At 49.1% G+C, this 26,298-nt stretch carries 23 protein-coding genes and 1 riboswitch; of the genes, 22 read left to right on the top strand and 1 reads right to left on the bottom strand.

Annotated features, from left to right (window positions below):
• Window positions 1-59: 59 nt before the first annotated feature.
• The 15 genes from ACQE26_RS16025 to ACQE26_RS15955 all read left to right on the top strand — a co-directional run bounded on the left by ACQE26_RS16025 (window position 60) and on the right by ACQE26_RS15955 (window position 15,621).
• The gene (locus ACQE26_RS16025) at window positions 60-974 is read left to right on the top strand and encodes an aspartate carbamoyltransferase catalytic subunit (RefSeq protein WP_500470046.1); all 915 of its coding nucleotides are present in this window, start codon (window positions 60-62) and stop codon (window positions 972-974) included.
• Entirely contained in the window at window positions 958-2,244 is a 1,287-nt protein-coding gene (gene pyrC / locus ACQE26_RS16020; protein WP_500470045.1) for a dihydroorotase, read from the top strand. The genes ACQE26_RS16025 and pyrC overlap by 17 nt, the downstream gene beginning before the upstream one ends.
• Window positions 2,241-3,335, top strand: a complete 1,095-nt coding sequence (locus ACQE26_RS16015; protein WP_500470044.1) for a carbamoyl phosphate synthase small subunit — start codon at window positions 2,241-2,243, stop codon at window positions 3,333-3,335. The genes pyrC and ACQE26_RS16015 overlap by 4 nt, the downstream gene beginning before the upstream one ends.
• A complete protein-coding gene (carB, locus tag ACQE26_RS16010; RefSeq protein ID WP_500470043.1) occupies window positions 3,320-6,535 on the top strand; it encodes a carbamoyl-phosphate synthase (glutamine-hydrolyzing) large subunit in 3,216 nt (1,071 codons plus the stop codon). The genes ACQE26_RS16015 and carB overlap by 16 nt, the downstream gene beginning before the upstream one ends.
• Window positions 6,532-7,302, top strand: coding sequence for a dihydroorotate dehydrogenase electron transfer subunit (locus ACQE26_RS16005; protein WP_500470042.1), 771 nt, complete (start codon window positions 6,532-6,534; stop codon window positions 7,300-7,302). The genes carB and ACQE26_RS16005 overlap by 4 nt, the downstream gene beginning before the upstream one ends.
• Window positions 7,302-8,237 carry a dihydroorotate dehydrogenase gene (locus ACQE26_RS16000; protein ID WP_500470041.1) on the top strand — a complete coding sequence of 312 codons (936 nt, stop codon included), beginning with the start codon at window positions 7,302-7,304 and terminating at the stop codon, window positions 8,235-8,237. Before ACQE26_RS16005 ends, ACQE26_RS16000 begins: the two co-directional genes overlap by 1 nt.
• Window positions 8,206-8,925: an orotidine-5'-phosphate decarboxylase gene (pyrF, locus tag ACQE26_RS15995; protein WP_047475090.1), complete on the top strand. Its 720-nt coding sequence runs from the start codon at window positions 8,206-8,208 to the stop codon at window positions 8,923-8,925. The genes ACQE26_RS16000 and pyrF overlap by 32 nt, the downstream gene beginning before the upstream one ends.
• Entirely contained in the window at window positions 8,922-9,554 is a 633-nt protein-coding gene (gene pyrE / locus ACQE26_RS15990) for an orotate phosphoribosyltransferase (RefSeq protein ID WP_500470040.1), read from the top strand. The genes pyrF and pyrE overlap by 4 nt, the downstream gene beginning before the upstream one ends.
• A 101-nt stretch (window positions 9,555-9,655) precedes the next feature.
• Window positions 9,656-9,760: riboswitch (SAM riboswitch) on the top strand.
• 126 nt (window positions 9,761-9,886) lie between these two features.
• A complete protein-coding gene (locus ACQE26_RS15985; RefSeq protein ID WP_500470039.1) occupies window positions 9,887-10,588 on the top strand; it encodes a phosphoadenylyl-sulfate reductase in 702 nt (233 codons plus the stop codon).
• Window positions 10,589-10,600: 12 nt separating this feature from the next.
• Window positions 10,601-11,665: a sulfate permease gene (cysP, locus tag ACQE26_RS15980; protein WP_060962827.1), complete on the top strand. Its 1,065-nt coding sequence runs from the start codon at window positions 10,601-10,603 to the stop codon at window positions 11,663-11,665.
• A 47-nt stretch (window positions 11,666-11,712) separates the two neighbouring features.
• Window positions 11,713-12,861 carry a sulfate adenylyltransferase gene (gene sat / locus ACQE26_RS15975; protein ID WP_016936175.1) on the top strand — a complete coding sequence of 383 codons (1,149 nt, stop codon included), beginning with the start codon at window positions 11,713-11,715 and terminating at the stop codon, window positions 12,859-12,861.
• A gap of 13 nt (window positions 12,862-12,874) precedes the next feature.
• The gene (gene cysC / locus ACQE26_RS15970; protein ID WP_060962826.1) at window positions 12,875-13,468 is read left to right on the top strand and encodes an adenylyl-sulfate kinase; all 594 of its coding nucleotides are present in this window, start codon (window positions 12,875-12,877) and stop codon (window positions 13,466-13,468) included.
• Window positions 13,469-13,592: 124 nt separating this feature from the next.
• Window positions 13,593-14,366 (top strand): uroporphyrinogen-III C-methyltransferase, encoded by a 774-nt coding sequence (cobA, locus tag ACQE26_RS15965; protein ID WP_500470038.1) that lies wholly within the window; start codon window positions 13,593-13,595, stop codon window positions 14,364-14,366.
• Window positions 14,367-15,152 (top strand): sirohydrochlorin chelatase, encoded by a 786-nt coding sequence (locus tag ACQE26_RS15960; RefSeq protein WP_438421898.1) that lies wholly within the window; start codon window positions 14,367-14,369, stop codon window positions 15,150-15,152. It begins immediately after the preceding gene.
• Window positions 15,133-15,621 carry a precorrin-2 dehydrogenase/sirohydrochlorin ferrochelatase family protein gene (locus ACQE26_RS15955; RefSeq protein ID WP_500470037.1) on the top strand — a complete coding sequence of 163 codons (489 nt, stop codon included), beginning with the start codon at window positions 15,133-15,135 and terminating at the stop codon, window positions 15,619-15,621. Before ACQE26_RS15960 ends, ACQE26_RS15955 begins: the two co-directional genes overlap by 20 nt.
• 308 nt (window positions 15,622-15,929) lie before the next feature.
• On the opposite strand, the gene ACQE26_RS15950 is transcribed toward ACQE26_RS15955, so the two are convergent.
• Window positions 15,930-17,636, bottom strand: a complete 1,707-nt coding sequence (locus ACQE26_RS15950) for an Rqc2 family fibronectin-binding protein (protein WP_500470036.1) — start codon at window positions 17,634-17,636, stop codon at window positions 15,930-15,932.
• A gap of 119 nt (window positions 17,637-17,755) precedes the next feature.
• Here ACQE26_RS15950 and ACQE26_RS15945 point away from each other — a divergent pair, with 119 nt between their 5' ends.
• The 7 genes from ACQE26_RS15945 (at window position 17,756) to priA (ending at window position 26,278) form a co-directional block, all read left to right on the top strand.
• Window positions 17,756-20,428 carry a calcium-translocating P-type ATPase, SERCA-type gene (locus tag ACQE26_RS15945; protein ID WP_500470035.1) on the top strand — a complete coding sequence of 891 codons (2,673 nt, stop codon included), beginning with the start codon at window positions 17,756-17,758 and terminating at the stop codon, window positions 20,426-20,428.
• An 81-nt stretch (window positions 20,429-20,509) separates the two neighbouring features.
• Entirely contained in the window at window positions 20,510-21,385 is an 876-nt protein-coding gene (locus ACQE26_RS15940; protein WP_500470034.1) for a YicC/YloC family endoribonuclease, read from the top strand.
• A gap of 76 nt (window positions 21,386-21,461) precedes the next feature.
• Window positions 21,462-21,731, top strand: a complete 270-nt coding sequence (remA, locus tag ACQE26_RS15935) for an extracellular matrix/biofilm regulator RemA (protein WP_003154355.1) — start codon at window positions 21,462-21,464, stop codon at window positions 21,729-21,731.
• A gap of 7 nt (window positions 21,732-21,738) precedes the next feature.
• Entirely contained in the window at window positions 21,739-22,353 is a 615-nt protein-coding gene (gene gmk / locus ACQE26_RS15930; RefSeq protein ID WP_016936166.1) for a guanylate kinase, read from the top strand.
• Between the two features lie 3 nt (window positions 22,354-22,356).
• Window positions 22,357-22,560 (top strand): DNA-directed RNA polymerase subunit omega, encoded by a 204-nt coding sequence (rpoZ, locus tag ACQE26_RS15925; RefSeq protein WP_003154346.1) that lies wholly within the window; start codon window positions 22,357-22,359, stop codon window positions 22,558-22,560.
• Between the two features lie 89 nt (window positions 22,561-22,649).
• Window positions 22,650-23,870, top strand: a complete 1,221-nt coding sequence (coaBC, locus tag ACQE26_RS15920; protein ID WP_500470033.1) for a bifunctional phosphopantothenoylcysteine decarboxylase/phosphopantothenate--cysteine ligase CoaBC — start codon at window positions 22,650-22,652, stop codon at window positions 23,868-23,870.
• Window positions 23,867-26,278, top strand: a complete 2,412-nt coding sequence (gene priA, locus ACQE26_RS15915; protein WP_500470032.1) for a primosomal protein N' — start codon at window positions 23,867-23,869, stop codon at window positions 26,276-26,278. Before coaBC ends, priA begins: the two co-directional genes overlap by 4 nt.
• Window positions 26,279-26,298 lie beyond the last annotated feature (20 nt).

Here is a 26,298-nt window from a genome sequence, read left to right as displayed (position 1 = left end):
CGAGTCTATAGACCGGGGTGTTTTTTACGGCCTTCAAGCGGAAACGGAGGAGAAAAAACATGAATCATTTAACGGCGATGTCTGAACTGAGCGCGGCTGAAATTACAGAACTGCTGCGTGAGGCAAAAGCGATAAAAGAGGGTACAGTCCGCCCTGATCTCGCGGGAAAATTCGTTGCGAATCTGTTTTTTGAACCGAGCACGAGAACGCGGTTCAGCTTTGAAGTGGCGGAAAAGAAACTCGGAATGAACGTGCTCAGCTTAGACGGCACGAGCACAAGCGTTCAAAAAGGCGAGTCCCTATACGACACGGTCAGAACACTGGAATCAATCGGAGCGGACGCCTGCGTCATCAGGCACAGCACGGATGAATATTACAAAGATCTGACAGACAGAGTCAATATTCCGATCTTAAACGCAGGCGACGGCTGCGGCCAGCATCCGACTCAGTCATTGCTCGATTTAATGACGATTCAAGAGGAATTTGAGACCTTTCAAGGTCTGACAGTTTCCATTCATGGCGATATCAAACACAGCAGGGTGGCAAGGTCAAATGCCGAGGTGCTGACAAGGCTCGGCGCACGCGTGCTGTTTTCAGGGCCGCCGCAATGGCAGGACGAGAAAAACGCCTTCGGCACCTGTGTACAGACGGATGAAGCCATACAAGCTTCAGATGTCGTCATGCTGCTCCGCATTCAAAATGAAAGGCATCAGACAGAAGCCGACCAAAAAGGCTACCTGGAAGCATACGGGCTGACCGCAAAGCGGGCGGAAAGCATGAAGCGGCATGCCATTATCATGCATCCCGCACCGGTGAACAGAGGAGTCGAAATTGACACAACATTAGTAGAATGCAAAAAATCAAGAATTTTTAAACAAATGGAAAACGGTGTGTATATCAGAATGGCAGTCTTAAAAAGAGCACTGCAAACCAATGCGAAAAGGGGAGAAGCGGCTTATGTCTTATCTCATTAAAAACGGCTGGATGCTAAATGAACAGGGAGAAAAAGTGAAACAGGATATCCGGGTAACAGGAGAAATCATTGCGGAAACCGGCATTCTGACCGCACAAGACGGAGAAACGGTGATTGACGCTGACGGACTGTTCGTCTCACCGGGACTCGTGGACCTTCATGTGCACTTCAGAGAACCGGGCGGTGAGAAAAAAGAAACCATTGAAACTGGCTCTAAAGCTGCGGCGCGCGGCGGTTTTACCACAGTCGCCGCCATGCCGAATACAAGACCCGTGCCGGATACGAAAGAGCAGATGGAATGGCTGCAAAACCGGATCAAAGAAACCTCATCTGTCAGGGTTCTTCCTTACGCATCCATTACGATCAGACAAACCGGCCAAGAAATGACAGATTTTAAGGCGCTTCATGAAGCGGGCGCATTCGCCTTCACCGATGACGGCGTCGGGGTTCAGACGGCCGGAATGATGTATGAAGCCATGAAAAAGGCGGCTTCAATAAATAAAGCGATTGTCGCTCATTGTGAGGATAACTCACTTATTTACGGCGGAAGCGTGCATGAAGGATCGTTTTCAAAAGCGAACGGCCTGAACGGTATACCTTCCATTTGTGAAGCGGTACATATTGCCCGTGACGTGCTTCTGGCGGAAGCGGCGGGCTGCCATTACCATGTGTGTCATATCAGCACGAAAGAATCCGTCAGAGCCGTAAGAGACGCAAAAAAAGCGGGAATCCGCGTGACAGCCGAGGTGTCGCCGCACCACCTGCTGCTTTGTGACGAAGATATCCCGGGCCTTGATACCAATTTTAAAATGAATCCGCCGCTTCGCAGCAAAGAGGACAGAGCGGCGCTGATCGAAGGGCTTTTAGACGGCACGATTGATTTCATCGCCACAGACCATGCGCCGCATACAGAAGAAGAGAAAAACACGGACATGAAGCTTGCGCCTTTCGGTATCGTCGGTTTAGAAACAGCCTTTCCGCTTCTGTACACACATTTTGTGAAAAACGGGGCGTGGACGCTGAAGCAGCTGGTTGATTTCATGACAACAAAACCTTGCGAGGCGTTCGGTCTTCCGTACGGAACGCTTGCACCGGGCGCGCCGGCTGACATCACCCTGATTGATCTGGAAAAAGAAGCGGCCATTGACAAAGATACATTTTTATCTAAAGGAAAAAATACGCCATTCAACAAGATGAAGTGCTTCGGCTGGCCTGTTGCAACGATGGCTGCCGGTAAGCTTACATATGAAGAAGGGAGACTCGTCAAATGAAAAGAAGACTAGTGCTGGAAAATGGAGCGGTATTTGAGGGTGAAGCATTCGGGAGCCTGGAGCATACCGCGGGTGAAGTCGTATTCAACACGGGAATGACCGGTTATCAGGAAATTTTATCAGACCCTTCCTACTGCGGGCAGATCGTGACGCTGACGTATCCTCTGATCGGCAACTACGGGATTAACAGAGATGACTTTGAATCCATCACTCCCTTTGTAAAAGGGCTGATCGTAAAAGAACTGTGCGAGCTGCCTTCCAACTGGAGATCTGCTTACACGCTTGACGAGTATTTAAAAATGAAAAATATCCCCGGCTTACAAGGGATCGACACGCGAAAGCTCACAAGAATGATCCGCACGGCCGGTGCATTAAAAGGAACATTTGCATCTTGCGAGGAGGATGTCGAAGCGGTTCTGACACGTCTGAAAGAAACGGAACTGCCGAGAAATCAAGTCGCTCAAGTATCGGCGAAAACGGCTTATCCGAGTCCGGGCCGCGGCAAACGCATCGTACTCGTTGATTTCGGCATGAAGCACGGCATTTTAAGAGAATTAAACAAACGAAAATGTGATGTCATCGTTGTGCCGTACAATGTAACGGCGGAAGAAGTGCTCCAGCTGAAGCCGGACGGCATCATGCTATCTAACGGACCCGGAGATCCGAAAGATGTGCCGGAAGCGATTGGGATGATAAAAGGCATTCTCGGGAAGGTGCCGTTATTCGGAATCTGTCTCGGCCATCAATTATTTGCGCTGGCATCAGGAGCGGATACGGAAAAAATGAAATTCGGACACAGGGGCTCCAACCATCCGGTTAAAGAGCTTGCGACAGGGAAAGTCGCTTTAACCGCTCAAAACCACGGATATACAGTTTCTTCTATAGATGAGACGGAGCTTGAAGTGACACATATTGCGATCAATGACCAAACGATCGAAGGCCTCAAGCATAAAACATTGCCGGCATTTACGGTTCAATACCACCCTGAAGCTTCACCGGGGCCGGAAGATGCCAATCATTTATTTGACAGATTCATTGATTTGATCGAAACAACTGAGAAAGAAGGGGAAGCGGTATGCCAAAACGCGTAGATATTAAAAAGATTTTAGTGATCGGATCAGGCCCGATTATTATCGGACAGGCGGCGGAATTTGATTATGCGGGCACACAGGCGTGTCTCGCTTTAAAGGAAGAAGGCTATGAAGTCATTCTCGTCAACTCAAATCCGGCAACGATTATGACGGATACGGAAATGGCCGACCGGGTATACATCGAACCGCTGACGACGGAATTTCTCACGCGTATCATCAGAAAAGAGCGGCCGGATGCCATCCTGCCGACCCTTGGAGGGCAGACCGGACTGAATCTTGCCGTCGAGCTGTCTGAACTCGGGGTTCTTGAAGAATGCGGAGTAGAAGTGCTCGGCACAAAACTGTCCGCCATCCAGCAGGCGGAAGATCGCGACTTATTCCGTACACTGATGAATGAGCTGAATGAACCGGTGCCGGAAAGTGAGATTATCCGCACTTTGCAGGAAGCTGAGGAATTTGTCGGCCGGATCGGGTTTCCGGTTATCGTGCGCCCCGCTTACACATTAGGCGGAACGGGAGGAGGCATCTGCTCGAATGAAGCGGAGCTGAAAGAGATCGTCGAAAATGGATTAAAACTAAGCCCCGTCCATCAATGCCTATTGGAAAAAAGCATCGCCGGCTACAAAGAGATCGAATATGAAGTCATGAGAGACAGCAGAGATCACGCGATCGTCGTCTGCAATATGGAAAATATCGACCCGGTCGGCATCCATACGGGCGACAGCATCGTCGTTGCTCCGAGCCAGACGCTGAGCGACCGGGAATACCAGCTTTTGCGCAATGTTTCATTAAAGCTGATCCGCGCGCTCGGCATAGAAGGCGGCTGTAATGTTCAGCTCGCGCTCGATCCCGACAGTTTCCAATATTACATTATCGAAGTGAATCCGCGGGTGAGCCGCTCATCAGCACTCGCCTCAAAAGCGACGGGTTACCCGATCGCAAAGCTTGCGGCGAAAATCGCCGTCGGGCTTTCTCTTGATGAAATGATGAATCCCGTAACGGGAAAAACATATGCGGCTTTTGAGCCCGCGCTTGACTATGTCGTGTCAAAAATCCCGCGCTGGCCGTTTGATAAATTTGAGTCGGCAAACCGCAGACTCGGAACGCAGATGAAAGCCACCGGAGAGGTCATGGCGATCGGACGCACCCTTGAAGAATCGCTGTTAAAGGCGGTCCGCTCATTGGAAGCCGATGTCTATCACCTGGAACTGAAGGATGCGGAAGAGATTTCTGACGGACTTTTGGAAAAACGGATCAGAAAGGCCGGAGATGAACGGCTGTTTTATCTTGCAGAAGCGTTCAGAAGAGGCTACACAGTCGAACAGCTTCATGAGTTTTCCGCAATTGACGTCTTCTTTTTGCACAAGCTCTGTAAGCTGGTCGCTTTTGAAACCGAGCTGAAAGCGGAAAAAGGCAGCCTCACCGTCCTGCAGACAGCGAAGGAACTCGGTTTCTCCGACAAATACATCAGCCGGGAATGGAATATGCCGGAACAAGAGCTGTACCAAATGAGAAAAGAAGCAGCCATCAAGCCTGTGTATAAAATGGTGGATACATGCGCTGCGGAATTCGAATCAGAAACCCCGTATTTCTACAGCACATATGAGGAAGAAAATGAATCTGAAGTGACATCAAGAAAAAGCGTCGTCGTCCTCGGCTCCGGCCCGATCCGCATCGGACAGGGCGTCGAATTTGACTATGCGACCGTTCACTCTGTATGGGCGATCAAGCAGGCAGGCTATGAAGCAATTATTATCAACAACAACCCTGAGACAGTATCAACTGATTTCAGCATTTCAGACAAGCTGTATTTTGAACCGCTGACGGTTGAAGATGTCATGCATATCATTGATTTGGAACAGCCGGAAGGCGTCGTCGTTCAATTCGGCGGCCAGACAGCGATCAATCTTGCGGAAGAATTGAGCGCCCGCGGCGTCAAGATTCTCGGCACATCACTTGAGGATTTAGACCGTGCGGAAGACCGGGATAAGTTCGAGCAGGCGCTTGAGGCGCTGAACGTGCCGCAGCCGCTCGGAAAAACCGCCGTGTCGGTGAATGAAGCGGTCAAAATTGCCGCATCCATCGGCTATCCGGTACTTGTCCGCCCTTCATATGTGCTCGGCGGCCGGGCGATGGAGATCGTCTATCACGAAGAAGAGCTGCTTCACTATATGAAAAATGCGGTCAAAATCAACCCGCAGCATCCGGTGTTAATCGACCGTTATCTGACGGGGAAAGAAATCGAAGTCGACGCTGTATCTGACGGCGAAACAGTCGTCATCCCGGGAATTATGGAGCATATCGAGCGGGCCGGCGTCCATTCAGGGGATTCAATCGCCGTCTATCCGCCTCAGTCTTTAAGCGGAGACATTAAGAAAAAAATCGAACAATACACTGTAGCCTTGGCAAAAGGCCTCAACATCGTCGGTTTGCTGAACATCCAATTCGTCCTGTCGCAAGGTGAAGTGTATGTGCTTGAAGTAAATCCGCGGTCAAGCAGAACCGTGCCGTTCTTAAGCAAAATCACAAAGATTCCGATGGCGAATCTGGCGACAAAGGTCATTCTCGGCCAAAAGCTTGCTGATTTCGGCTATCAAGAGGGACTGCAGCCGGAACAGCAGGGGGTGTACGTGAAAGCGCCTGTCTTCTCATTCGCGAAGCTGAGAAGAGTGGATATTACATTAGGGCCTGAAATGAAGTCGACGGGAGAGGTCATGGGCAAAGATTCAACTCTTGAAAAAGCGCTCTATAAAGCACTGATTGCCTCTGGTATTCAAATTCCGAATTACGGCTCGGTGCTGTTGACCGTTGCTGATAAAGATAAAGAAGAAGGACTTCTGATCGCGAAGCGGTTCCATGCTATCGGCTATAACATCATGGCGACGGAAGGAACAGCCGCTTATTTGAAAGACGCTCAGATTCCGGCTCAGGTTGTCGGGAAAATCGGCGAAGAAGGGAAGAATCTCATCGACGTCATCAGAAACGGAGAAGCGCAATTTGTCATCAATACGCTGACAAAAGGAAAACAGCCGGCCAGAGACGGCTTCAGAATCCGCCGTGAATCCGTTGAGAACGGAGTCGCCTGCCTGACATCTTTAGATACGGCCGAAGCCATTTTGCGGGTGTTGGAAAGCATGACATTCCGGGCGGATCATATGCCTGCATCCAAAACCAATCAAACGGCGGCCGTTACGGTATGAAGAAAGCGCATTTGACTGTTCAATCCAACTCAGAAATTGCCGACCGGATTTATAAGATGGTGCTGAAAGGAGAGCTTGTCCGGCACTTTACCGAGCCGGGACAATTTCTTCATCTGAAGGTAAGTGACGCGGTCACGCCGCTATTAAGAAGGCCGCTCAGCATTGCGGACGTCAATTTCGCCGCGGATGAAGTATCCGTTATCTACAGAGCTGACGGTGAGGGGACGCGTCTTTTGTCTGAGAAAAAAGAGGGCGGAAGGATAGACGTTCTCGGCCCTCTCGGCAACGGATTCCCCGTCCGGCGGATAGAACCCGGAAAAACCGCGCTGTTAGTCGGAGGCGGAGTCGGGGTTCCGCCTTTGCAGGAACTGTCAAAGCGCCTGACGGAAAAAGGCGTAAACGTTATTCATGTGCTTGGGTTTCAATCAGCAAAGGATGTTTTTTACGAACAGGAATGTCTCGCGTACGGAGATACCTACGTGGCGACGGCTGACGGAACATATGGAGAAAAAGGATTTGTCACCGATGTCATCCGCGAAAAGCAGATCGAATTCGATGTCCTGCTCAGCTGCGGGCCGACACCGATGCTGAAAGCGCTGAAGCAGCAGTACGGCCATAAAGAAGTTTACCTTTCGATGGAAGAGCGGATGGGCTGCGGAATAGGGGCCTGCTTCGCCTGCGTGTGCCGTACGGGCGAAAGCGATACGTCGTATGTAAAAGTCTGCCTTGACGGGCCGGTATTTAAAGCTGAGGAGGTGGCGCTGTAATGTTAGAGGTGAATCTGCCGGGTCTCCAATTGAAAAACCCGATCATCCCCGCTTCCGGATGTTTCGGTTTCGGGAAGGAATATGCCGGATTTTACGATTTATCATGCCTCGGAGGCATCATGATTAAAGCCACCACGAACGAAGCCCGCTTCGGAAATCCGACACCGAGAGTGGCGGAGACAAGCGCGGGAATGCTGAATGCCATCGGACTGCAAAATCCCGGTCTGGAGCATGTGCTCAATCATGAGCTGCCTTGGCTCGAACAGTTTGACACGCCGATTATCGCAAACGTCGCGGGTTCTCAGGTGGAAGACTATAAAGAAGTAGCCGAACGCATCAGCCAAGCGCCGAATGTGCATGCGCTTGAGCTGAACATCTCGTGTCCGAATGTCAAAACGGGCGGGATTGCTTTTGGAACTGATCCCGCCATGGCGGCCGATCTGACAAAAGCGGTGAAAGAAGTTTCCGCAGTGCCTGTGTATGTGAAGCTTTCTCCTAATGTCGCAAACATAACCGAAATTGCGAAAGCGATTGAAGCGGCCGGTGCTGACGGGCTGACGATGATTAATACACTCGTCGGGATGAGGCTCGATCTTAAGACGGGACGGCCGATTTTAGCAAATAAAACGGGCGGACTGTCAGGCCCGGCGATCAAACCGGTCGCCATCCGGATGGTATACGAAGTCAGCCAGGCCGTTCAAATTCCGATTATCGGGATGGGCGGCGTCCAGACCGCAGAAGATGCATTAGAATTTCTTCTCGCCGGAGCAAGTGCAGTTGCCGTTGGGACGGCCAACTTCGTCAATCCGTTCGTCTGCCCGGAAATCATTGAACAGCTCCCTCGTGTGCTGCGCCAATACGGCTATCAATCTGTAAGTGAATGCATCGGAAGGAGCTGGAAACATGCAGAACAACCTGCCCATCATCGCGCTTGATTTTGCATCAGGAGAAGAAACTTTAGCGTTTCTAGATTTGTTTGAAAAGGAAAGGCTGTTTGTCAAAACGGGGATGGAACTTTTTTATCAGGAAGGCCCCGCCATCATTCATCAATTAAAAGAACGGAACTGTGATATATTTTTAGATTTGAAGCTTCATGATATTCCGACTACAGTCAATAAAGCGATGAAGCGGCTTGCGGGTCTCGGCGTTGATCTCGTCAATGTGCATGCCGCAGGGGGCGGACGCATGATGCGCGCAGCTCTTGAGGGGCTTGAAGAAGGCACGCCGGCAGGCAAAAAACGCCCGTCATTAATCGCAGTCACCCAGCTGACGAGCACTTCAGAGCAGATGGCGAAGGAAGAGCTTCTGCTGCAAAAGCCGCTGTTAGAAACGGTTGTACATTACGGCAAAATGGCTGAAGAGTGCGGGCTGGACGGAGTGGTATGTTCAGTTCATGAAACAAAAGCCATTTATGAAGCGGTCCGGCCGTCATTTCTGACAGTCACGCCGGGCATCCGCACGGCCAATGACGCAGCTGATGATCAAGTCCGGACGGCGACTCCGTCATTTGCGAAAGAAAACGGTTCGTCAGCCATTGTCGTGGGCCGTTCAATTACAAAAGCGGAAAACCCCGTTAAAGCATATGAAGCCATTAAACTGGAATGGGAGGGCGTTCGCCGATGAAACAGGCTATCGCAAAACATCTATTACACATTGAAGCTGTCTTTTTACGCCCGAATGAGCCGTTTACGTGGGCGAGCGGCATTCTATCGCCGATTTATTGTGACAACCGTCTGACATTGTCGTATCCAAAAGTGAGAAATGATGTGGCGGACGGGCTCGGCAGACTGCTGAAAGAGCATTTCCCCGAGGCGGAGATGATCGCGGGCACTGCCACGGCAGGCATTCCGCATGCTGCGCTTCTCGCAGACCGTACAGGCGCTCCGATGTGCTACGTCAGAAGCAAACCGAAAGCGCACGGCAAAGGAAATCAAATAGAAGGCGCCGTTAAAAAAGGACAAAAAACAGTCGTGATTGAAGATTTGATTTCTACCGGGGGCAGCGTGCTTGAAGCTGCGGCGGCCCTTCAAAGAGAGGGCGCGGAAGTTCTCGGCGTCATTTCAATTTTTACATACGGACTGCCGAAAGCAAGAGAAGCCTTTAAAAAAGCGGGTCTGCCGTACTACTCGTTAACAGATTATGACACGCTGATTGAAGTAGCGCTTGAAAACGGAACGATACATTCAGATGACATTGAGAAACTGAAATCATGGAAACAGAATCCCGAGTCAAAAGATTGGTTTAAAAAATAATGACAATAAAAACAGGCCTCAGGGCCTGTTTTATTATTCCTATCAAAAAACTCGGGTTGACTTCTGTTAGAATTGTGCTAAAATTTAGTACAAATCTAAAAAGCTTATCAAGAGCGGCTGAGGGACTGGACCGATGACGCCCGGCAACCTGCGTGACATGCAAGGTGCCGCATCCAGAAAAATGCACAGCATTTTGAAGATAAGGGCTATAACGGGTCACTGTCTTTCATTCCGCTGGATTGAAAGTTTTTTATATGAAAAAAGATTGAGGGATAAGACAACCGGCAGAAAACAACAGCTGTTTGATTGTCTCCGGGAGGAGGAAAGAAAAAATGCTAACGTATGACACATGGGAGGAACCGGAGATTACATTTCCGGAAGACGATTCCTATAAAGGCGCGCTGTCCGTTTTAAAATGGGCATACGGCCACTACGGAGACCAGCTTGTTTACGCGTGCAGCTTCGGGATTGAGGGAATCGTCCTGATCGATTTAATTTCTAAAGTGAAAAAAGACGCGGAAATCGTGTTTCTCGATACAGGACTTCACTTTAAAGAAACATATGAAACGATCGAAAAAGTGAAAGAACGTTACCCGGGACTGAACATCATCCTGAAAAAGCCCAGCCTTACTCTTGAGGAACAGGCCGAGGCTCACGGAGATAAACTGTGGGAAAGAGAACCGAACCAGTGCTGCTTCATCAGAAAAATTCTGCCGTTAAGAGAAGCGCTCGCCGGGCGTCCGGCATGGCTGTCCGGCCTCCGACGCGATCAAGGGCCGAGCCGGGCGAATACGAATTTCCTGAATAAAGACGATAAGTTTCAATCCATTAAAGTATGCCCGCTGATCCACTGGACGTGGAAAGACATCTGGAGATATACATCCAAGCATGAGCTGGATTATAACATTCTTCATGATCAGGGCTATCCGAGCATCGGCTGTGAACCGTGCACTTCACCTGCGTTTACCGCAGAAGACCTGCGGAGCGGCAGATGGAACGGAATGGCGAAAACAGAATGCGGACTGCATGAATAAAGGAGCTGCACAATGGAATTAGCCGCTATTTTATTCTGCCTGTTTTTCGCCATGAATATCGGAGCCAGCGGAGCCGCGGCTTCAATGGGAGTCGCTTACGGGTCCGGCGCCGTTAAAAAGAAAACGTATGCGCTGATTATCTGCGCGGCCGGCGTCCTGTCAGGGGCGGTTATCGGCGGCGGAGAAGTCGTTAAGACGATCAGCGGCGGAATCATTCCCGAACAGACCATTACGCTCACCATTGTCTGTATTATTATCGGAGCGGCGGCGTTATCGTTATTCACGGCGAATGTGCTCGGCATTCCGCTGTCGACGAGCGAGGTCACCGTCGGGGCGATTGTCGGGGTCGGCGTTGCGTACAAAGTATTGTTTCTGCAGCATCTTTTGGTCATCGTGATTTTTTGGGTCCTCGTTCCGTTTGTCGCGTTCTGTTTCACGTTTCTCGTATCGAAGGTATCCAGTTCTCTGAATATTCGAGTCATTTCGAGCCGGAAACAGAAGGTTTTGGGGGTTGTCCTGCTTATTGCGGGGTTTTGGGAAGCTTTTTCAGCCGGAATGAACAACGTCGCAAATGCGGTGGGCCCTTTAGTTGCCGCCGGCGTGCTCAGCGTGTCCAAAGGGACGCTGTACGGAGGCATCTTTGTCGCTCTCGGCGCTCTGCTTTTAGGACGCAGAGTGCTTGAAACCAACGGGAAAAAGATTACGAGATTTTCCGCCGGCGAAGGCATACTGCTTTCCGGAACCGGGGCCGGGCTTGTCATTATCAGTTCCGTGTTCGGTCTGCCGGTTCCTTTGGCGCAGGTGACATCATCATCAATCATCGGTATCGGAATGGCCAAAAACGGGCCGAACGTTTTTCATAAAGAAGTCGTGAAAACGATGCTCAAAGTATGGGTCGTTTCGCCGTTTTTGTCACTGTCGATTTCGTATCTGCTTGTCTCTCTGCTGTTAAAAGGAGATTACTATTCCATCTTTATGATGGCCAGCGTGCTTTTGGCAGCTGGCGGAGCCGCCAGTCTGATGAAAGCTATCCGAAAAGAGAAACGCTCTGTCCATGAACAAGGCGGGGGCATTTAACTATTAATCTGAGTTTATTTATCTGTTAACTGGGAGGAAAATGTACTATGAGTCTAGCACCGCACGGAGGAACATTAGTTAATCGGGTGAATGAGCAGTATGATCTAACATCCGTCCAAAAAGAAATTGAGCTGGATTTGATTTCGTTTGCTGATTTAGAGCTGATCGGAATCGGAGCCTACAGCCCGATTGAAGGATTTTTCACAGAAAAAGATTACGTGTCAGTCGTTGAAAATATGCGTCTGGCATCCGGGGCCGTCTGGTCTTTGCCGATTACGCTTCCGGTCGATTCAGAAAAAGCGGCTGAGCTTGCTGTCGGAGACACCGTAAAACTGACTTACGGCGGAGAAACATACGGCGCAGTGGACATCGAAGATATTTATACGCCGGATAAACAAAAAGAAGCCGTTCACGTATATAAAACCGATGATGACGCTCATCCAGGCGTGAAAAAACTATTTTCACGCGGCGATACGTATGTCGGCGGGCCGATCACATTAATCAAAAAAGCGTCAAAGCAGTTTCCTGAGTTTACATTTGAACCTGCTGAAACGAGACGAAGCTTTGAAGAAAAAGGCTGGAAAACCATCGTCGGTTTCCAAACGAGAAATCCGGTTCACCGCGCTCACGAATATATCCAGAAAACCGCGCTTGAGACGGTTGACGGCCTGTTTTTGAACCCGCTCGTCGGTGAAACAAAATCAGACGACATTCCGGCGGATGTCAGAATGGAAAGCTATCAGGTGCTGCTCGATCATTATTATCCGAAAGACCGCGTTTTCCTCGGCGTATTTTTGGCGGCAATGCGGTACGCGGGACCGAGAGAAGCCATTTTCCACGCGCTTGTCCGCAAAAACTACGGCTGCACGCATTTTATCGTCGGCCGCGATCATGCCGGCGTCGGTGATTACTACGGCACATACGAAGCGCAAGAGCTGTTTGATCAATTTACAGCGGATGAGCTCGGGATTACACCGATGAAATTCGAGCACAGCTTCTTCTGCCAAAAATGCGGCAACATGGGAACGGCCAAAACATGTCCGCATGACAGAGAAGACCACGTCATTCTGTCGGGAACAAAGGTCAGAGAAATGCTGCGAAGCGGCGTCATGCCGCCGGCGGAATTCAGCCGTCCTGAAGTTGTCGATGTGCTGATTAAAGGGCTGAAAACGAAAGAAGAAGCAGGCGTTTCTTAAGGAGGAAAAAAGAGTGACAAATCGTGATATCGTATGGCATGAAGCCTCAATAACGAAAGAAGAATACCAGCAGAAAAACAAGCATAAAAGCTCTATCCTCTGGCTGACGGGTTTAAGCGGTTCAGGGAAATCTACGATTGCAAACGCCGCAGCCCGCGAGCTGTTTGAACAAGGCTATCAAGTCATTGTGCTTGATGGAGATAACATCCGTCACGGCTTAAACAAGGACTTAGGATTTTCTGATGATGACCGCAAGGAAAATATACGCCGAATCGGGGAAGTGGCAAAGCTTTTCGTTCAGCAGGGCACCATCGTCATTACGGCCTTTATTTCTCCGTTCCGTGAGGACAGAGATCAGGTGAGAGAGCTCGTGGCAGAAGGCGAATTTAATGAAATCTATGTGAAATGCGACCTCGATATATGTGAAAAGCGCGATCCGAAAGGTTTGTATAAAAAAGCCAGAAACGGCGAAATTCCGTTCTTTACGGGAATCGACTCACCGTATGAAGAGCCGAATGCGCCTGAGCTCGTACTTGATTCAGGAAAATATGCACGCGAAGAATGCACCGGCAGACTGATTGATTTTGTGAAAAACAGCTTAGCATAATAAGTCCGAAAAGGCCGCGCAATCAGCCGGATACTCCCCCTAATGGCGGGATATGGTAAAATAGCTGAGGTGCGGCCTCGCGGCTGTTCTGTGAAGATGTCAAAACGGATCGGGGAGACATGCTATGGGGAAAGTATTTATCGTTGGAGCCGGTCCGGGAGATCCGGACTTATTAACGGTCAAGGCAATGAAAGCCATACAGAAAGCGGACGTTATACTATATGACAGATTGGTAAACAAAGAGATTTTACAGTATGCAAGAGAAGAAGCAGATCTGATTTACTGCGGAAAGCTCCCGGATTTTCATATTATGAAGCAGGATACGATCAACCGTTTCCTTGTGAAGTATGCGAAAAAGGGAAAAACCGTGGTCAGGCTCAAGGGGGGCGATCCGTTTGTTTTCGGCCGCGGGGGCGAAGAAGCGGAGGCTCTCGCGCAAAACGCCATTCCGTTTGAGATCGTTCCCGGCATTACAGCGGGAATCGCGGCAGCTGCTTACGCCGGCATTCCCGTGACGCACAGGGAGGCGAGCTCCAATGTCGCATTTGTTACAGGGCATTATAAACAAGAAGACGACTTTGAAGAAAAATGGAAAGCACTGGCGACGGGCATTGATACGCTGGTGATTTATATGGGGATTAAAAATATCCGGCAGATTGAAAGAATGCTGCTGGAAAACGGCAGAGACGGCGGCACCCCGGCGGCCTTTATTCATTGGGGAACGACGGACAGGCAAAAAACAGTCGTCTGCACCGTCAGCACGCTTTCAGACACAGTGATAAAAGAAGAAATCAAAAACCCGAGCTTAATCGTCATCGGTGATGTCGTTAATTATCACTGCAAGCTGGATTGGTTTGAATCTGAACTGAAAAATCTGGATCTGAGCGAGGCGTTGTAAATGAAGCAGGCGATTTTATACATCGGGCACGGAAGCCGGCTGAAAAAAGCGCAGGCAGAATCGGCGGCATTTTTAAAAGGGTGCATGCCGCACGCTGACGCTCCCATTCAGGAAATCTGTTTTTTAGAACTGCAGGAACCGTCTATTGAAGCGGGCTTTGAAGCATGTGTCAAACAAGGCGCCACTCATATCGCGGCTGTGCCGCTGCTGCTCTTGACCGCCGCCCACGCAAAACATGACATTCCCGCTGAAATCGCCCGTGCAGCGGTCCGGCATCCCGATATAAAAGTAACATACGGTGTCCCGATCGGAGTGGATGATGAAGTCGTCAAAGCGGTGCATCATCGCATTGAGGACACCGGAGTGCCGATTGAGCAGGCGAAAGTGGTGCTGATCGGCAGAGGAAGCACAGATCCGGCAGTTAAAAATGCCGTCAGTGAGATTGCCGGAAAACTGGAGGCGATCACACCTGTTAAAGAAGTCATCCCTTGTTTTTTAACAGCCTGTGATCCCCACTATAAAGAAGTGTTTACAGGTCTTGAAGAAGATGACGGAGCACCCGTTTTTATCGTCCCGTATCTTCTGTTTACAGGGCTCTTAATGACTGAAATTCAACGGGAAGTCCAAAAGCTTCAGACGGTCAATCGAAATGTGCATCTCGCTTCATACTTAGGTTTTCACCCGCATATTAAGCAGGCGTTTTTGAACCGTGTGACGGAAGCTGTTCGAAACCCCGGCGGGCAGTTTGATTTTAAGGGGGGACAGTATGCTGCCTCTTCACATTAATCTCAGCGGAAAAAGAATTGTCATCGCGGGCGGGGGCAATGTTGCCTTAAGAAGGCTCAAAACAGTGCTTCCGGAAGGCGCGGATATTACTGTAATCAGCCCCGATGCCCTGCCGGAAATTAAACAGCTTGCGGATGAAGGATGCATCCGCTGGATTGCCCGGAAAATTGAAATGAAGGATCTAACGCCCGCTTTTTTCATTATTGCCGCGACAAATGACCGAGGCGTGAATCAGAAGATAGCCGTAAGCGCTTCTGAAACGCAGCTGGTCAACTGTGTAAGCAACGCTGAACAGGGCACAGTGTATATGCCGAAGATCATCCGCAAAGGACGCATTGAAGTATCAGTATCAACAAGCGGCGCAAGCCCGGTACATACGAAAAGACTGGCTGAAAACATTGAGCCCTTGATTACTGATGATTTGGCTGAAGAAGTGGATCTATTGTTTGAGAAAAGAAGAAGACTATAAAAACTATACCTTGTCTGTCATCAGGCAGGGTATTTTTTATGATTTCCTGACTGTCTTGCTGCTTTCGAGACGAGGGGAAATGATTCGAAAAACGGAAGCGGTTTGCTTATGTGAACGCTGACACGGGAGTCACCGCCGCCCGCATACAAAGGAACAAGCCGATCAGAGCAGGCAGACATGACGGGAAACCGTTCACATCCTGTAAAGATCGGTTCTGGCGGCTGAAGGGCCTGTCTCCATTTATGTTCAGAAATCAGGTAATAAAAAAACACCACCAAGCTGAGTGCGGTATCAGCTTGATGGTGCGTTTATTTTTTCAGCCGTATGACAAGATCGGCATCAGGTGTGACAAATACGGTATGCTGGCTGTCATAGGTGACGAAGCCAGGCTTTGCGCCGTTTGGCTTTTTCACATGTCTGATTTTTGTATAATCAACCGGTACGGAGCCGGAATCTTTCGCCTTGGAAAAATAAGCGGCAATTGCAGCTGCTTCCAATATGGATTGTTCATCCGGATCGCTGCTTTTAATCACAACGTGGGAACCCGGAATGTCTTTCGTGTGGAACCATACATCATCCCTTGCGGCGGCTTTTGTCGTTAAGTACTCATTTTGTTTATTGTTTTTGCCGACAAGGATCGTCAATCCCTGCGAAGATTCATATTGCTCTAAAACAGGAACGTGCTGTTTCTGTTTTTTCTGTCCTCTTTGCTGTTTCGGACGCAAATATTTGCCTTCGACAAGCTCCTCCCTTATTTCGTGAATATCCTTTGTGGAAGCGGAGGAAAGCTGCTGGATCAGCTGATCGAAATAAGCGATTTCCTCCTCGGCCAGGCGGATCTGTTCTTTTACAACCTCAACGGAATTCTTCGCTTTTTGATATTTTGTAAAATACATCTGCGCGTTTTCGGACGGTGTTTTGTTCGGATTTAAAGGGATGGTCACCGTCGGACTCTCTTCATCATAGTAATTGATGACGTTTGCTTCTTTGTCGCCTTTTTTCAGCATATACAAATTCGCCGTCAGCAGCTCGCCATATAGCTGGAATTCTTTCGCATTCTCTGAGTAGTCAAGCGTCTTTTCCAGTTTTTTGATCTTGTTGGCATTCTTTTTCCGTTCATTTGCGACAAACCGCTCAAGATCCTGGGCCTGCTGTTTGACGCGGTCGCGCTCTGCTTTTCCGAAATAAAACCGGTCTAACAGTTCACTCAGTGAGTGAAAGGTTCGCTCTTCTCCGTTTACATGCGTGAGAGACAGGAGATAAAAGTATTCTTTTCCGCCTGCTGTCGTGATGTTCGGTGTGAACCTGCAGTCCTTCACGCTGCGGAACATCTCTGTCAGCGTCTTCGGCAGCGTTATTTTGTTAGCGAGGCCCGCTCTGTGAACGGCTTCTTTTGCAAACAGCGGAGAAACCCCGGAGAAATGTCTGACGATCTGCTGGTCGAGCCGCCCTTCCTGAAAACTGAGATGACGCAAAATGTCCTCTTCATCCGCAGTGAGCGGCGAAATTTTTTCCTGAGCGGGAGGGAGTTTGTAATCATAGCCCGGCAGAACGGTCCGGTAGCTGTTCATCGACGGAGATAAATGCTTCAGTCCGTCAATGATGGCACCTTCTCCGTCAGTGAGAATAATATTGCTGTGGCGCCCCATAATTTCAACATACAGTGTTCTGACGGTTTCGTCGCCGATTTCATTTCTGCTTTTTATGCGGAATATCATAATCCTGTCTAATCCGGCCTGTTCTATTTTCTCAATAAAGCCGCCTTCTATATGCTTTCTGAGCAGCATACAAAACATCGGGGGCTCGCTCGGATTTTCATAGGCCTGGTTTGTCACGTGCACCCGTGAATAGCTCGGATGCGCCGATAATAATAATTTATGGTTTTTTCCGTTAGCGCGGATATGGAATATCACATCGTGCTTAAAAGGCTGGTGGACTCTCGTAATCCGGCCTCCGGCGATCCGGCTGTTTAATTCATGTGTCATTCCGTATGTAAACATGCCATCAAAAGACATATAAAACACCCTTTCCTTCTTCCTGCATTCGATAATTATAGCATGAAAAGGGACGAGTCAGAATAAGCTTGTTTACAGAGTGACATCTCTAAAGCGAGGCAGGGGAGTGGACGAGAAGAATGAAGTTTCATGAAATGGGTCAAACCGATTTGCTGAAAGCAACAAATACGTCCATTAAACAGGGATTGACCGAAAAAGAGGTGAAAAAACGCCTTGAAAAGCACGGACCGAACGAGCTTCAGGAGGGCAAGAGGACACCGGCGATCGTCGTGTTTTTCGCCCAATTTAAAGATTTTATGGTGCTCGTGCTGCTTGTGGCAACCTTAATTTCCGGGTTTTTAGGCGAATATGTAGATGCCGTGGCGATTATGGCGATTGTATTTGTCAATGGGGTGCTCGGTTTTTTTCAGGAGAGACGGGCGGAGAAGTCATTAAATGCATTAAAAGAGCTGTCAACGCCGTATGTGTCAGCATTGCGGGACGGGAGCTGGAAGAAAATTCAGTCCAAGGAGCTCGTTCCCGGCGATATCGTGAAATTTTCAAGCGGCGACCGGATCGGCGCCGATGTGCGGATCGTTGAAGCGAAGAGCCTTGAAATCGAAGAATCGGCGCTGACCGGGGAATCGATCCCTGTTGTCAAACAAGCTGATAAGCTGAGAAAGCCGGATGTTTCTTTAGGCGATATCAACAATATGGCGTTTATGGGGACGATCGTAACGCGCGGCAGCGGTGTCGGCGTCGTCGTCGGTACAGGAATGAATACGGCAATGGGGAAAATCGCCGATATGCTGGAATCCGCCGGCAACCTTTCAACACCGCTGCAGCGAAGACTGGAAGAGCTCGGCAAAATTTTAATTATCGTCGCGCTGCTTTTGACGGTATTGGTCGTTGCAGTCGGCGTCTTACAGGGACATGAGCTTTACAGCATGTTTTTGGCCGGGGTGTCATTGGCCGTCGCCGCGATTCCGGAAGGGCTTCCCGCCATTGTTACGGTGGCATTATCAATCGGCGTTCAGCGCATGATCAAACAAAAATCAATTGTCAGAAAGCTCCCGGCAGTTGAAACATTGGGCTGCGCCTCTGTCATTTGTTCTGATAAAACCGGCACGCTGACACAAAACAAAATGACCGTCACCCATATGTGGTCAGGGGGAAAAACATTTAAAGTGTCAGGTATCGGCTATGAGCCGGCGGGAGTTTTTACACGCGATGAGCGGGAAATCAAGCCGAAAGATGAGAAGATGCTTGAACAGATGCTGGTTTTCGGCGCATTATGCAATACGTCCGAAATTGAACTGAAAGACGGCCATTATGTGCTTGACGGTGATCCGACAGAAGGAGCGCTGCTGACGGCCGCGAGAAAAGGCGGCTATTCAAACGACTGGCTCAGTGAACAATACCGTGTTGTTGCCGAGTTTCCGTTTGACTCCGTCCGCAAAATGATGACCGTTATCGCCGAAGATAAGGAAAATAAGCGGTTCGTCATCACCAAAGGAGCGCCTGATGTGCTGATTGACCGCTCGTCACATATGATGCACGGCGGCAGAAGTGCGCCATTTTCAGAAGAAAAGAGAGCTGAGACAGAAGCGGTCTTGAAAGAACTGGCGTCGCAAGCCCTCCGGACGATCGCGATTGCTTATAAACCGTTAAATCCGGGTGAAAAGCCGACAATGGAGCAGGCGGAAAAGAACCTGACGATACTCGGCCTGTCCGGCATGATTGATCCGCCCCGTCCGGAGGTCAGACAGGCCATTAAAGAATGCCGTGAAGCAGGCATTAAAACGGTGATGATTACCGGTGATCACGTCGAAACGGCAAAGGCGATCGCGAAAGATTTGCGGCTTCTTCCGAAAAAAGGGCGTGTGATGGACGGAAAAACGCTGAATAAGCTTTCTGAAAAAGAGCTTACGGAGACGGTCGATGATATTTACGTATTCGCACGCGTATCACCTGAACATAAATTGAAAATCGTCAAAGCGTTTCAGGAAAACGGACACGTCGTCGCCATGACAGGAGACGGAGTAAATGACGCCCCGGCCATAAAGCAGGCTGATATCGGCGTTGCTATGGGCGTGACGGGAACGGATGTGGCAAAGGAAGCGTCCTCTCTCATTCTGGTAGATGATAACTTCGCTACGATTAAATCAGCCATAAAAGAGGGGAGAAATATCTATGAAAATATAAGAAAATTCGTCCGGTATTTACTCGCCTCCAACGTCGGTGAGATTTTAGTCATGCTGTTTGCGATGCTTCTCGCTCTGCCGCTGCCGCTCGTTCCGATTCAGATATTGTGGGTGAACTTAGTCACTGACGGGCTGCCGGCTATGGCGCTCGGTATGGATCAGCCGGAAGATGACCTGATGAGGCGGAAGCCGCGGCATCCGAAAGAAGGGGTATTTGCGAGAAAACTGGGCTGGAAAGTCGTCTCAAGAGGATTTTTAATCGGAGCCGCAACTATTTTAGCGTTTATCGTCGTGTATCACCGCAATCCTGAAAATCTGCCGTATGCACAGACCGTCGCATTCGCGACTCTTGTTCTGGCTCAGCTTATACACGTATTTGACTGCCGGAGCGAAACGTCTGTTTTCTCCCGCAATCCGTTTGAAAATATCTATCTGCTAGGCGCCATCGTTTCTTCTGTTTTCCTGATGGTCATCGTCATCTATTATCCGCCGCTGCAGCCTATTTTCAAAACTGTGCCGATTACGCCGGGCGATTGGATGCTGATTCTCGGCATGTCAGGCATACCTACTTTTTTGCTGGCGGGTTCACTTTTGACAAGAAAAAAATAATTCCATATGATATAATCTTAGGGGTAATAGCATGTCTATTGCCCTTTTATTTTGATAACGGGAAAGAATTGGGTGTTTCATATGATACGGAGTATGACAGGCTTCGGCAGCGCAAGCAGAACAAAAGGCGATCTCTCGGCAACCGTTGAGTTGAAATCCGTCAATTACCGGTTCAAAGAAGTGAACGCCCGTCTGCCAAGGCCTTTGCTATATGTAGAGGATAAGCTGAAACAAATCATATTGCAGCATATACAGCGCGGAAGAGTAGAACTGTTTCTTACTGTAAACAGTGACGCGCTCATAAAAAGAAGCCTGAAAATCGATTGGGAGCTCCTTGATGAATATGTGAGCGCCGCCCGCGTCATGAAAGACCGCTACAGCCTGGCCGCTGAACCTGACGCAATGGATTTCTTTGCTTTTGAACATATTGCACAGATTCATGAAGAGCAGATGCGTGATGACAAGCTTGAGGAAGTCATCAGGGAGGCCGCTGAGCTGGCGGTAAAGGAACTTTGTGACATGAGGGAAAAAGAAGGCCGGCTTTTGGCGGAAGACTGCTTTCTGCACATTGAGCGGCTTGAGACGCTGTCCGAACGGGTGAAAGACCGCGCTTCGGCCGTTGTTACCCATTACCGCGAGCGTCTTTACGCCCGAATGAAGGAATGGACGGAGGACGCGATTGACGAAAGCAGGCTGATCACGGAATGCGCCATTTTCGCCGACCGTTCTGATATAACGGAAGAAATTACCAGATTAAAGAGCCATTTTGTTCAATTCCGTGATATATTAAAAGAAGGCGGTGCAGTCGGCCGCAAACTTGATTTCCTCGTTCAGGAACTTAACCGCGAAGCGAACACGATCGGCTCAAAAGCCAATGATCATCAAATCACAAAGCTTGTCGTGGAAATGAAAAGTTCTATTGAAAAATTGAAGGAACAAGTGCAAAATATAGAATAGCGACTGTGCGTATTGTTTACAGACGGTCTCTTCAGGTTACACTAGAGACGTCTATTTTACAGGGGGAACGTAGAAGATGACGATTAAACTGATTAATATCGGATTTGGCAATATCATCTCCGCCAATCGGATGATTTCGATTGTCAGCCCGGAGTCTGCGCCAATAAAGCGAATGATCCAGGATGCAAGAGACCGCGGAATGCTAATAGACGCTACATACGGACGAAGAACCCGTGCAGTTGTCGTCATGGATAGTGATCACATTATCTTATCTGCCGTCCAGCCTGAGACAGTTGCACACAGACTTTCTGTGAAAGAAGAAATTATGGATGAAGGGCAGGGGTAATTGCCGCATGAAAGAAAGAGGGTTATTAATCGTTCTCTCAGGTCCCTCCGGAGTTGGAAAAGGAACGGTTCGGCAAGCAATATTTTCACAAGAAGACACAAAATTTGAATACTCAATTTCAGTCACGACGAGAAACCCGAGAGAGGGAGAAGTCGACGGCGTCGATTATTTCTTTAAATCAAGAGATGAATTCGAACGCATGATTGAAAACAACAAACTGCTTGAATGGGCAGAATATGTCGGCAACTATTACGGAACGCCCGTTGATTATGTCGAACAGACGCTTCAAGAAGGAAAAGACGTCTTCTTAGAGATTGAAGTGCAGGGCGCGCTCCAAGTGCGGAATGCATTTCCGGAAGGCCTGTTTATCTTCTTAGCGCCGCCGAGTCTTTCTGAGCTGAAAAATAGAATCGTGACAAGAGGGACAGAAACAGACGATTTAATTGAAAACAGAATGAAGGCCGCCAAAGCTGAAATCGAAATGATGGACGCGTATGATTATGTCGTGGAAAACGACAATATCCAAACGGCTTGTGATAAAATTAACGCAATTGTTCTCGCCGAGCACTTAAAGCGTGAACGCGTTGCTCCGAGATATAAGAAAATGCTGGAGGTAGAATAACTTATGTTAGATCCGTCAATTGACTCTTTAATGAATAAATTAGATTCTAAATATACGCTGGTGACTGTGTCTGCAAGACGCGCGCGTGAAATGCAGATCAAAAAAGACCAGCAGATTGAACATACCATTTCTCACAAATATGTAGGCAAAGCTTTAGAAGAAATTGACGCGGGCCTGCTTTCGTTTGAAAGAGAAGACAGCGAATAACAAGCACACGTAGCAACCTATCTCTACATAGGTTGTTATTTTTTTCCGTTTGGGATTTGTCCAATGCTTTCATAAAGGAGAGAGACTTCATGAAAAACCGAAACATTCTGCTATGCGTAAGCGGAGGGATTGCCGTTTATAAAGCTTCCGCGCTCACGAGCAAGCTGGTTCAGGCCGGTGCGAACGTAAAAGTGATTATGACCGAGTCCGCGCGTGAGTTTGTTTCTCCGCTGACATTTCAGGCGCTGAGCCGGAATGAAGTGTATACAAATACTTTTAAAGAACAAAATCCGAAGGTGATTTCTCATATTGACGCCGCTGACTGGGCGGATTTAATTATCGTCGCGCCCGCTACGGCAAATGTCATAGGTAAGCTTGCCAACGGAATTGCTGACGATATGCTCACAACAACGGTGCTGGCGGCGGAGGCTCCTGTCTGGGTGGCGCCTGCGATGAATGTCCATATGTATGATCATCCGGCGGTGAAACGGAACATTTCCGTGCTTTATCAGGACGGCGTCCGCTTTATTGAGCCGAGTGAAGGCTATTTGGCATGCGGATATGTCGGCAAAGGAAGATTAGAAGAGCCGGAGCTTATTGTTGAGCGTGTCAGAGAGCATTTTAAGGAGCCTGAAGACGATGCGCCGCTGAAAGGAAAACATATTGTCATTACGGCGGGTCCGACACGCGAAGCCGTGGACCCCGTCCGCTTTTTTACAAATAAATCCACCGGCAAAATGGGCTATGCCGCTGCCGAAGCTGCCGTCCGGCTGGGTGCGCGGGTGACACTGATTTCAGGGCCGGTGTCAATAGAACCTCCTGAGGGGCTGTATCAGTTCCTTCCCGTGCAATCAGCAGCAGATATGAGAGAAGCCGTGCTATCTGTGTTTGATTCATGTGACATCGTCATTAAGACGGCGGCCGTGGCCGATTTTACGCCGGCGGCTGTTTCTGAACATAAAATGAAGAAGAAAGACGGTTCACTCGTGATCGAATTCAACCGTACGGCAGACATCCTGAAAGAACTCGGCGAACGGAAAACACACCAGATTCTGATCGGCTTCGCGGCTGAAACGCAAGACATCGAACGTTATGCGCGCAGAAAACTTGAACAGAAAAACCTTGATATGATCGTGGCGAATGACGTGAAAGCGGAAGGAGCCGGGTTTGGCACAGATACGAATCTCGTCACCTTCTATTTCCGGGACGGAAGAAAGCGGGAGCTTGCACTTATGTCTAAACTTGACGTTTCCTTTGAAATGCTGAAGGAAATGATCTCTTTGAAAGCCGAGGACCGAAAACCCGTATGAATGTAGCTGAAGTCATTGTTGATGTAAGCTCCAAAAACATTGACAGACCCTTTGATTACAAAATCCCCGATCATTTAAAGGGAATGATCGAAGTCGGTATGCGGGTGATTGTCCCGTTCGGCCCGCGCAAGCTTCAAGGGTTTGTGACCGGTTTGAAAAATTCGTCTGAATTAAACGGCGGGTCAATGAAGGAAGTCGAGAAGCTGCTGGATTTGACGCCCGTTCTGACTGAAGAACTGATGCAGCTGTCTTCATGGCTTTCTGACAAAACACTGTCGTTTAAAATCACGGCGCTTCAGGCCATGCTGCCGGCGGCGCTGAAGGCGAAGTACGAAAAAGAGCTGAAAGTCGTTGATGAAGAAGCGCTGACACCGGACATCAGACAGCTTTTCAGAAATCAGAAAAGTCTTCTGTACTCGGATATTACCGATGAACGGCTTCTTTCGTCACTTCAAAAATTCGTGCGCAAAGGAAGCATTGATGTCACGTATAAGGTCGCCCAGAAAACGAATAAAAAAATGATCCGCATGATCGAGGCGGGGGCAGACAGAGAGGAACTCGCCCGGCACGCAGATTCATTGACAAAGCAGGCTGCTAAACAGCTCGCCGTGCTTACTTATTTTATCGGCGGGGGAGAAAAGATTTCCGCGGCTGAGCTTTGCAAAAAGACCGATTCCAGTTCAGCGACGCTGAAAACGCTTCTCAAAAAGGGGCTTCTTACGGAAAGTTTTGAGGAGGTTTACCGCGATCCTTATCAGGACAGAATGTTCAAAAAAACAGAGCCGCTTGCCCTTACTGAAGAGCAGCAGGCCGCTTTTGAGCCGATTAAACAAGCCGTAGCCGATCATGTTCATCACGTCTTTCTGCTTCACGGCGTAACAGGAAGCGGCAAAACAGAAATTTACCTGCAGTCCATTGAAAAGGTGCTGGCAAAGGGAAAAGAAGCCATCGTGCTCGTTCCGGAAATCTCATTGACGCCGCAAATGGTGAACCGATTTAAAGGCCGTTTCGGCTCTCAGGTTGCGGTCATGCACAGCGGTTTATCCACAGGTGAAAAATACGATGAATGGCGGAAGATTCAGCGTAAGGAAGTCCGGCTTGTCGTCGGAGCCAGGTCGGCCATCTTTGCTCCGTTTGAAAATCTCGGTATGATCATTATTGATGAAGAGCATGAATCTTCTTATAAGCAGGAGGAAATGCCGCGGTATCATGCAAAGGACGTAGCCATCCGCCGGGCCGAGCATCACAGCTGTCCGGTCGTCCTCGGGAGCGCCACGCCGACATTGGAGTCATTTGCGCGGGCGAAAAAAGGCGTTTATGAGCTGCTTCCGTTAAAACACCGCGTAAATCGCCAGCTCATGCCGGATGTTTCTCTCGTTGATATGAGAGAAGAGCTGAGAAACGGCAACAGGTCGATGTTTTCAATAGAGCTGATGGAACAGCTGGAAGAGAAGCTTGCGAAAAAAGAGCAGGCTGTTCTCTTTCTGAATAAACGGGGGTATTCTTCGTTTGTCATGTGCCGGGACTGCGGTTATGTACCGCAATGTCCGCATTGCGACATTTCAATGACTTATCACCGCTACGGGCAAAGGCTGAAATGCCACTACTGCGGTCATGAGGAGTCTGTTCCGGGAACATGTCCGGAATGCGGCAGTGAACATATCCGCTTTTTCGGCACGGGAACGCAGCGTGTGGAGGAAGAGCTTACCAAAGTACTGCCTCAGGCGCGCGTCATCAGGATGGATGTGGACACGACTTCAAGAAAAGGCGCCCACGAAAAGCTATTGTCCGCGTTCGGTGAAGGAAAAGCGGATATTCTGCTCGGCACGCAAATGATCGCAAAAGGGCTTGATTTTCCGAACGTGACTCTCGTCGGAGTATTAAGCGCGGATACGACGCTTCACATCCCTGATTTCAGGGCGGCTGAGAAGACATTTCAGCTGTTGACCCAAGTAAGCGGACGGGCCGGGCGGCATGAAAAGCCGGGAACGGTGGTCATTCAAACGTATACACCGTCTCATTACAGCATTCAGCTGACGAAATCGCATGACTATGAAACTTTCTTTCAGCAGGAGATGGCGCACAGGCGGGCTCAGTCATATCCGCCTTATTATTACGTGGCGCTGGTGACCGTTTCTCATGAAGAAGCGGCAAAAGCCGCGGTCACCGCAGAAAAGATTACAAACTATTTAAGAGCGGGGTGCGGGCCCGACACGAAAATTCTAGGGCCGGCGGCTTCCCCGATTGCCAGGATCAAAGATAGATATCGCTATCAATGCGTGATAAAATACAGACAGGAAAACGAGTTGCAGATTCAGTTAAAAAAAATACTGGAGCACTATAAACGCGACATTGCGCAAAAGCATGTGATGATTTCAATCGATATGAATCCGTACATGCTGATGTAACATTAGTTTTGGAGGGCAAA

It is taken from the genome of Bacillus sp. 5RYD7K (assembly GCF_059831465.1).
The sequence above is the reverse complement of the archived record's forward strand: the minus strand, read 5'-3'. Positions and strand labels throughout refer to the sequence as shown.

Excerpts from the sequence above, each read along its gene's own strand:
- ACQE26_RS16025 (WP_500470046.1), top strand. The coding sequence starts at position 60 with ATGAATCATTTAACGGCGATGTCTGAACTGAGCGCGGCTGAAATTACA.
- pyrC (WP_500470045.1), top strand. The coding sequence starts at position 958 with ATGTCTTATCTCATTAAAAACGGCTGGATGCTAAATGAACAGGGAGAA.
- ACQE26_RS16015 (WP_500470044.1), top strand. The coding sequence starts at position 2,241 with ATGAAAAGAAGACTAGTGCTGGAAAATGGAGCGGTATTTGAGGGTGAA.
- carB (WP_500470043.1), top strand. The coding sequence starts at position 3,320 with ATGCCAAAACGCGTAGATATTAAAAAGATTTTAGTGATCGGATCAGGC.
- ACQE26_RS16005 (WP_500470042.1), top strand. The coding sequence starts at position 6,532 with ATGAAGAAAGCGCATTTGACTGTTCAATCCAACTCAGAAATTGCCGAC.
- ACQE26_RS16000 (WP_500470041.1), top strand. The coding sequence starts at position 7,302 with ATGTTAGAGGTGAATCTGCCGGGTCTCCAATTGAAAAACCCGATCATC.
- pyrF (WP_047475090.1), top strand. The coding sequence starts at position 8,206 with ATGCAGAACAACCTGCCCATCATCGCGCTTGATTTTGCATCAGGAGAA.
- pyrE (WP_500470040.1), top strand. The coding sequence starts at position 8,922 with ATGAAACAGGCTATCGCAAAACATCTATTACACATTGAAGCTGTCTTT.
- ACQE26_RS15985 (WP_500470039.1), top strand. The coding sequence starts at position 9,887 with ATGCTAACGTATGACACATGGGAGGAACCGGAGATTACATTTCCGGAA.
- cysP (WP_060962827.1), top strand. The coding sequence starts at position 10,601 with ATGGAATTAGCCGCTATTTTATTCTGCCTGTTTTTCGCCATGAATATC.
- sat (WP_016936175.1), top strand. The coding sequence starts at position 11,713 with ATGAGTCTAGCACCGCACGGAGGAACATTAGTTAATCGGGTGAATGAG.
- cobA (WP_500470038.1), top strand. The coding sequence starts at position 13,593 with ATGGGGAAAGTATTTATCGTTGGAGCCGGTCCGGGAGATCCGGACTTA.
- ACQE26_RS15960 (WP_438421898.1), top strand. The coding sequence starts at position 14,367 with ATGAAGCAGGCGATTTTATACATCGGGCACGGAAGCCGGCTGAAAAAA.
- ACQE26_RS15955 (WP_500470037.1), top strand. The coding sequence starts at position 15,133 with ATGCTGCCTCTTCACATTAATCTCAGCGGAAAAAGAATTGTCATCGCG.
- ACQE26_RS15950 (WP_500470036.1), bottom strand. The coding sequence starts at position 17,636 with ATGTCTTTTGATGGCATGTTTACATACGGAATGACACATGAATTAAAC.
- ACQE26_RS15945 (WP_500470035.1), top strand. The coding sequence starts at position 17,756 with ATGAAGTTTCATGAAATGGGTCAAACCGATTTGCTGAAAGCAACAAAT.
- ACQE26_RS15940 (WP_500470034.1), top strand. The coding sequence starts at position 20,510 with ATGATACGGAGTATGACAGGCTTCGGCAGCGCAAGCAGAACAAAAGGC.
- remA (WP_003154355.1), top strand. The coding sequence starts at position 21,462 with ATGACGATTAAACTGATTAATATCGGATTTGGCAATATCATCTCCGCC.
- gmk (WP_016936166.1), top strand. The coding sequence starts at position 21,739 with ATGAAAGAAAGAGGGTTATTAATCGTTCTCTCAGGTCCCTCCGGAGTT.
- rpoZ (WP_003154346.1), top strand. The coding sequence starts at position 22,357 with ATGTTAGATCCGTCAATTGACTCTTTAATGAATAAATTAGATTCTAAA.
- coaBC (WP_500470033.1), top strand. The coding sequence starts at position 22,650 with ATGAAAAACCGAAACATTCTGCTATGCGTAAGCGGAGGGATTGCCGTT.
- priA (WP_500470032.1), top strand. The coding sequence starts at position 23,867 with ATGAATGTAGCTGAAGTCATTGTTGATGTAAGCTCCAAAAACATTGAC.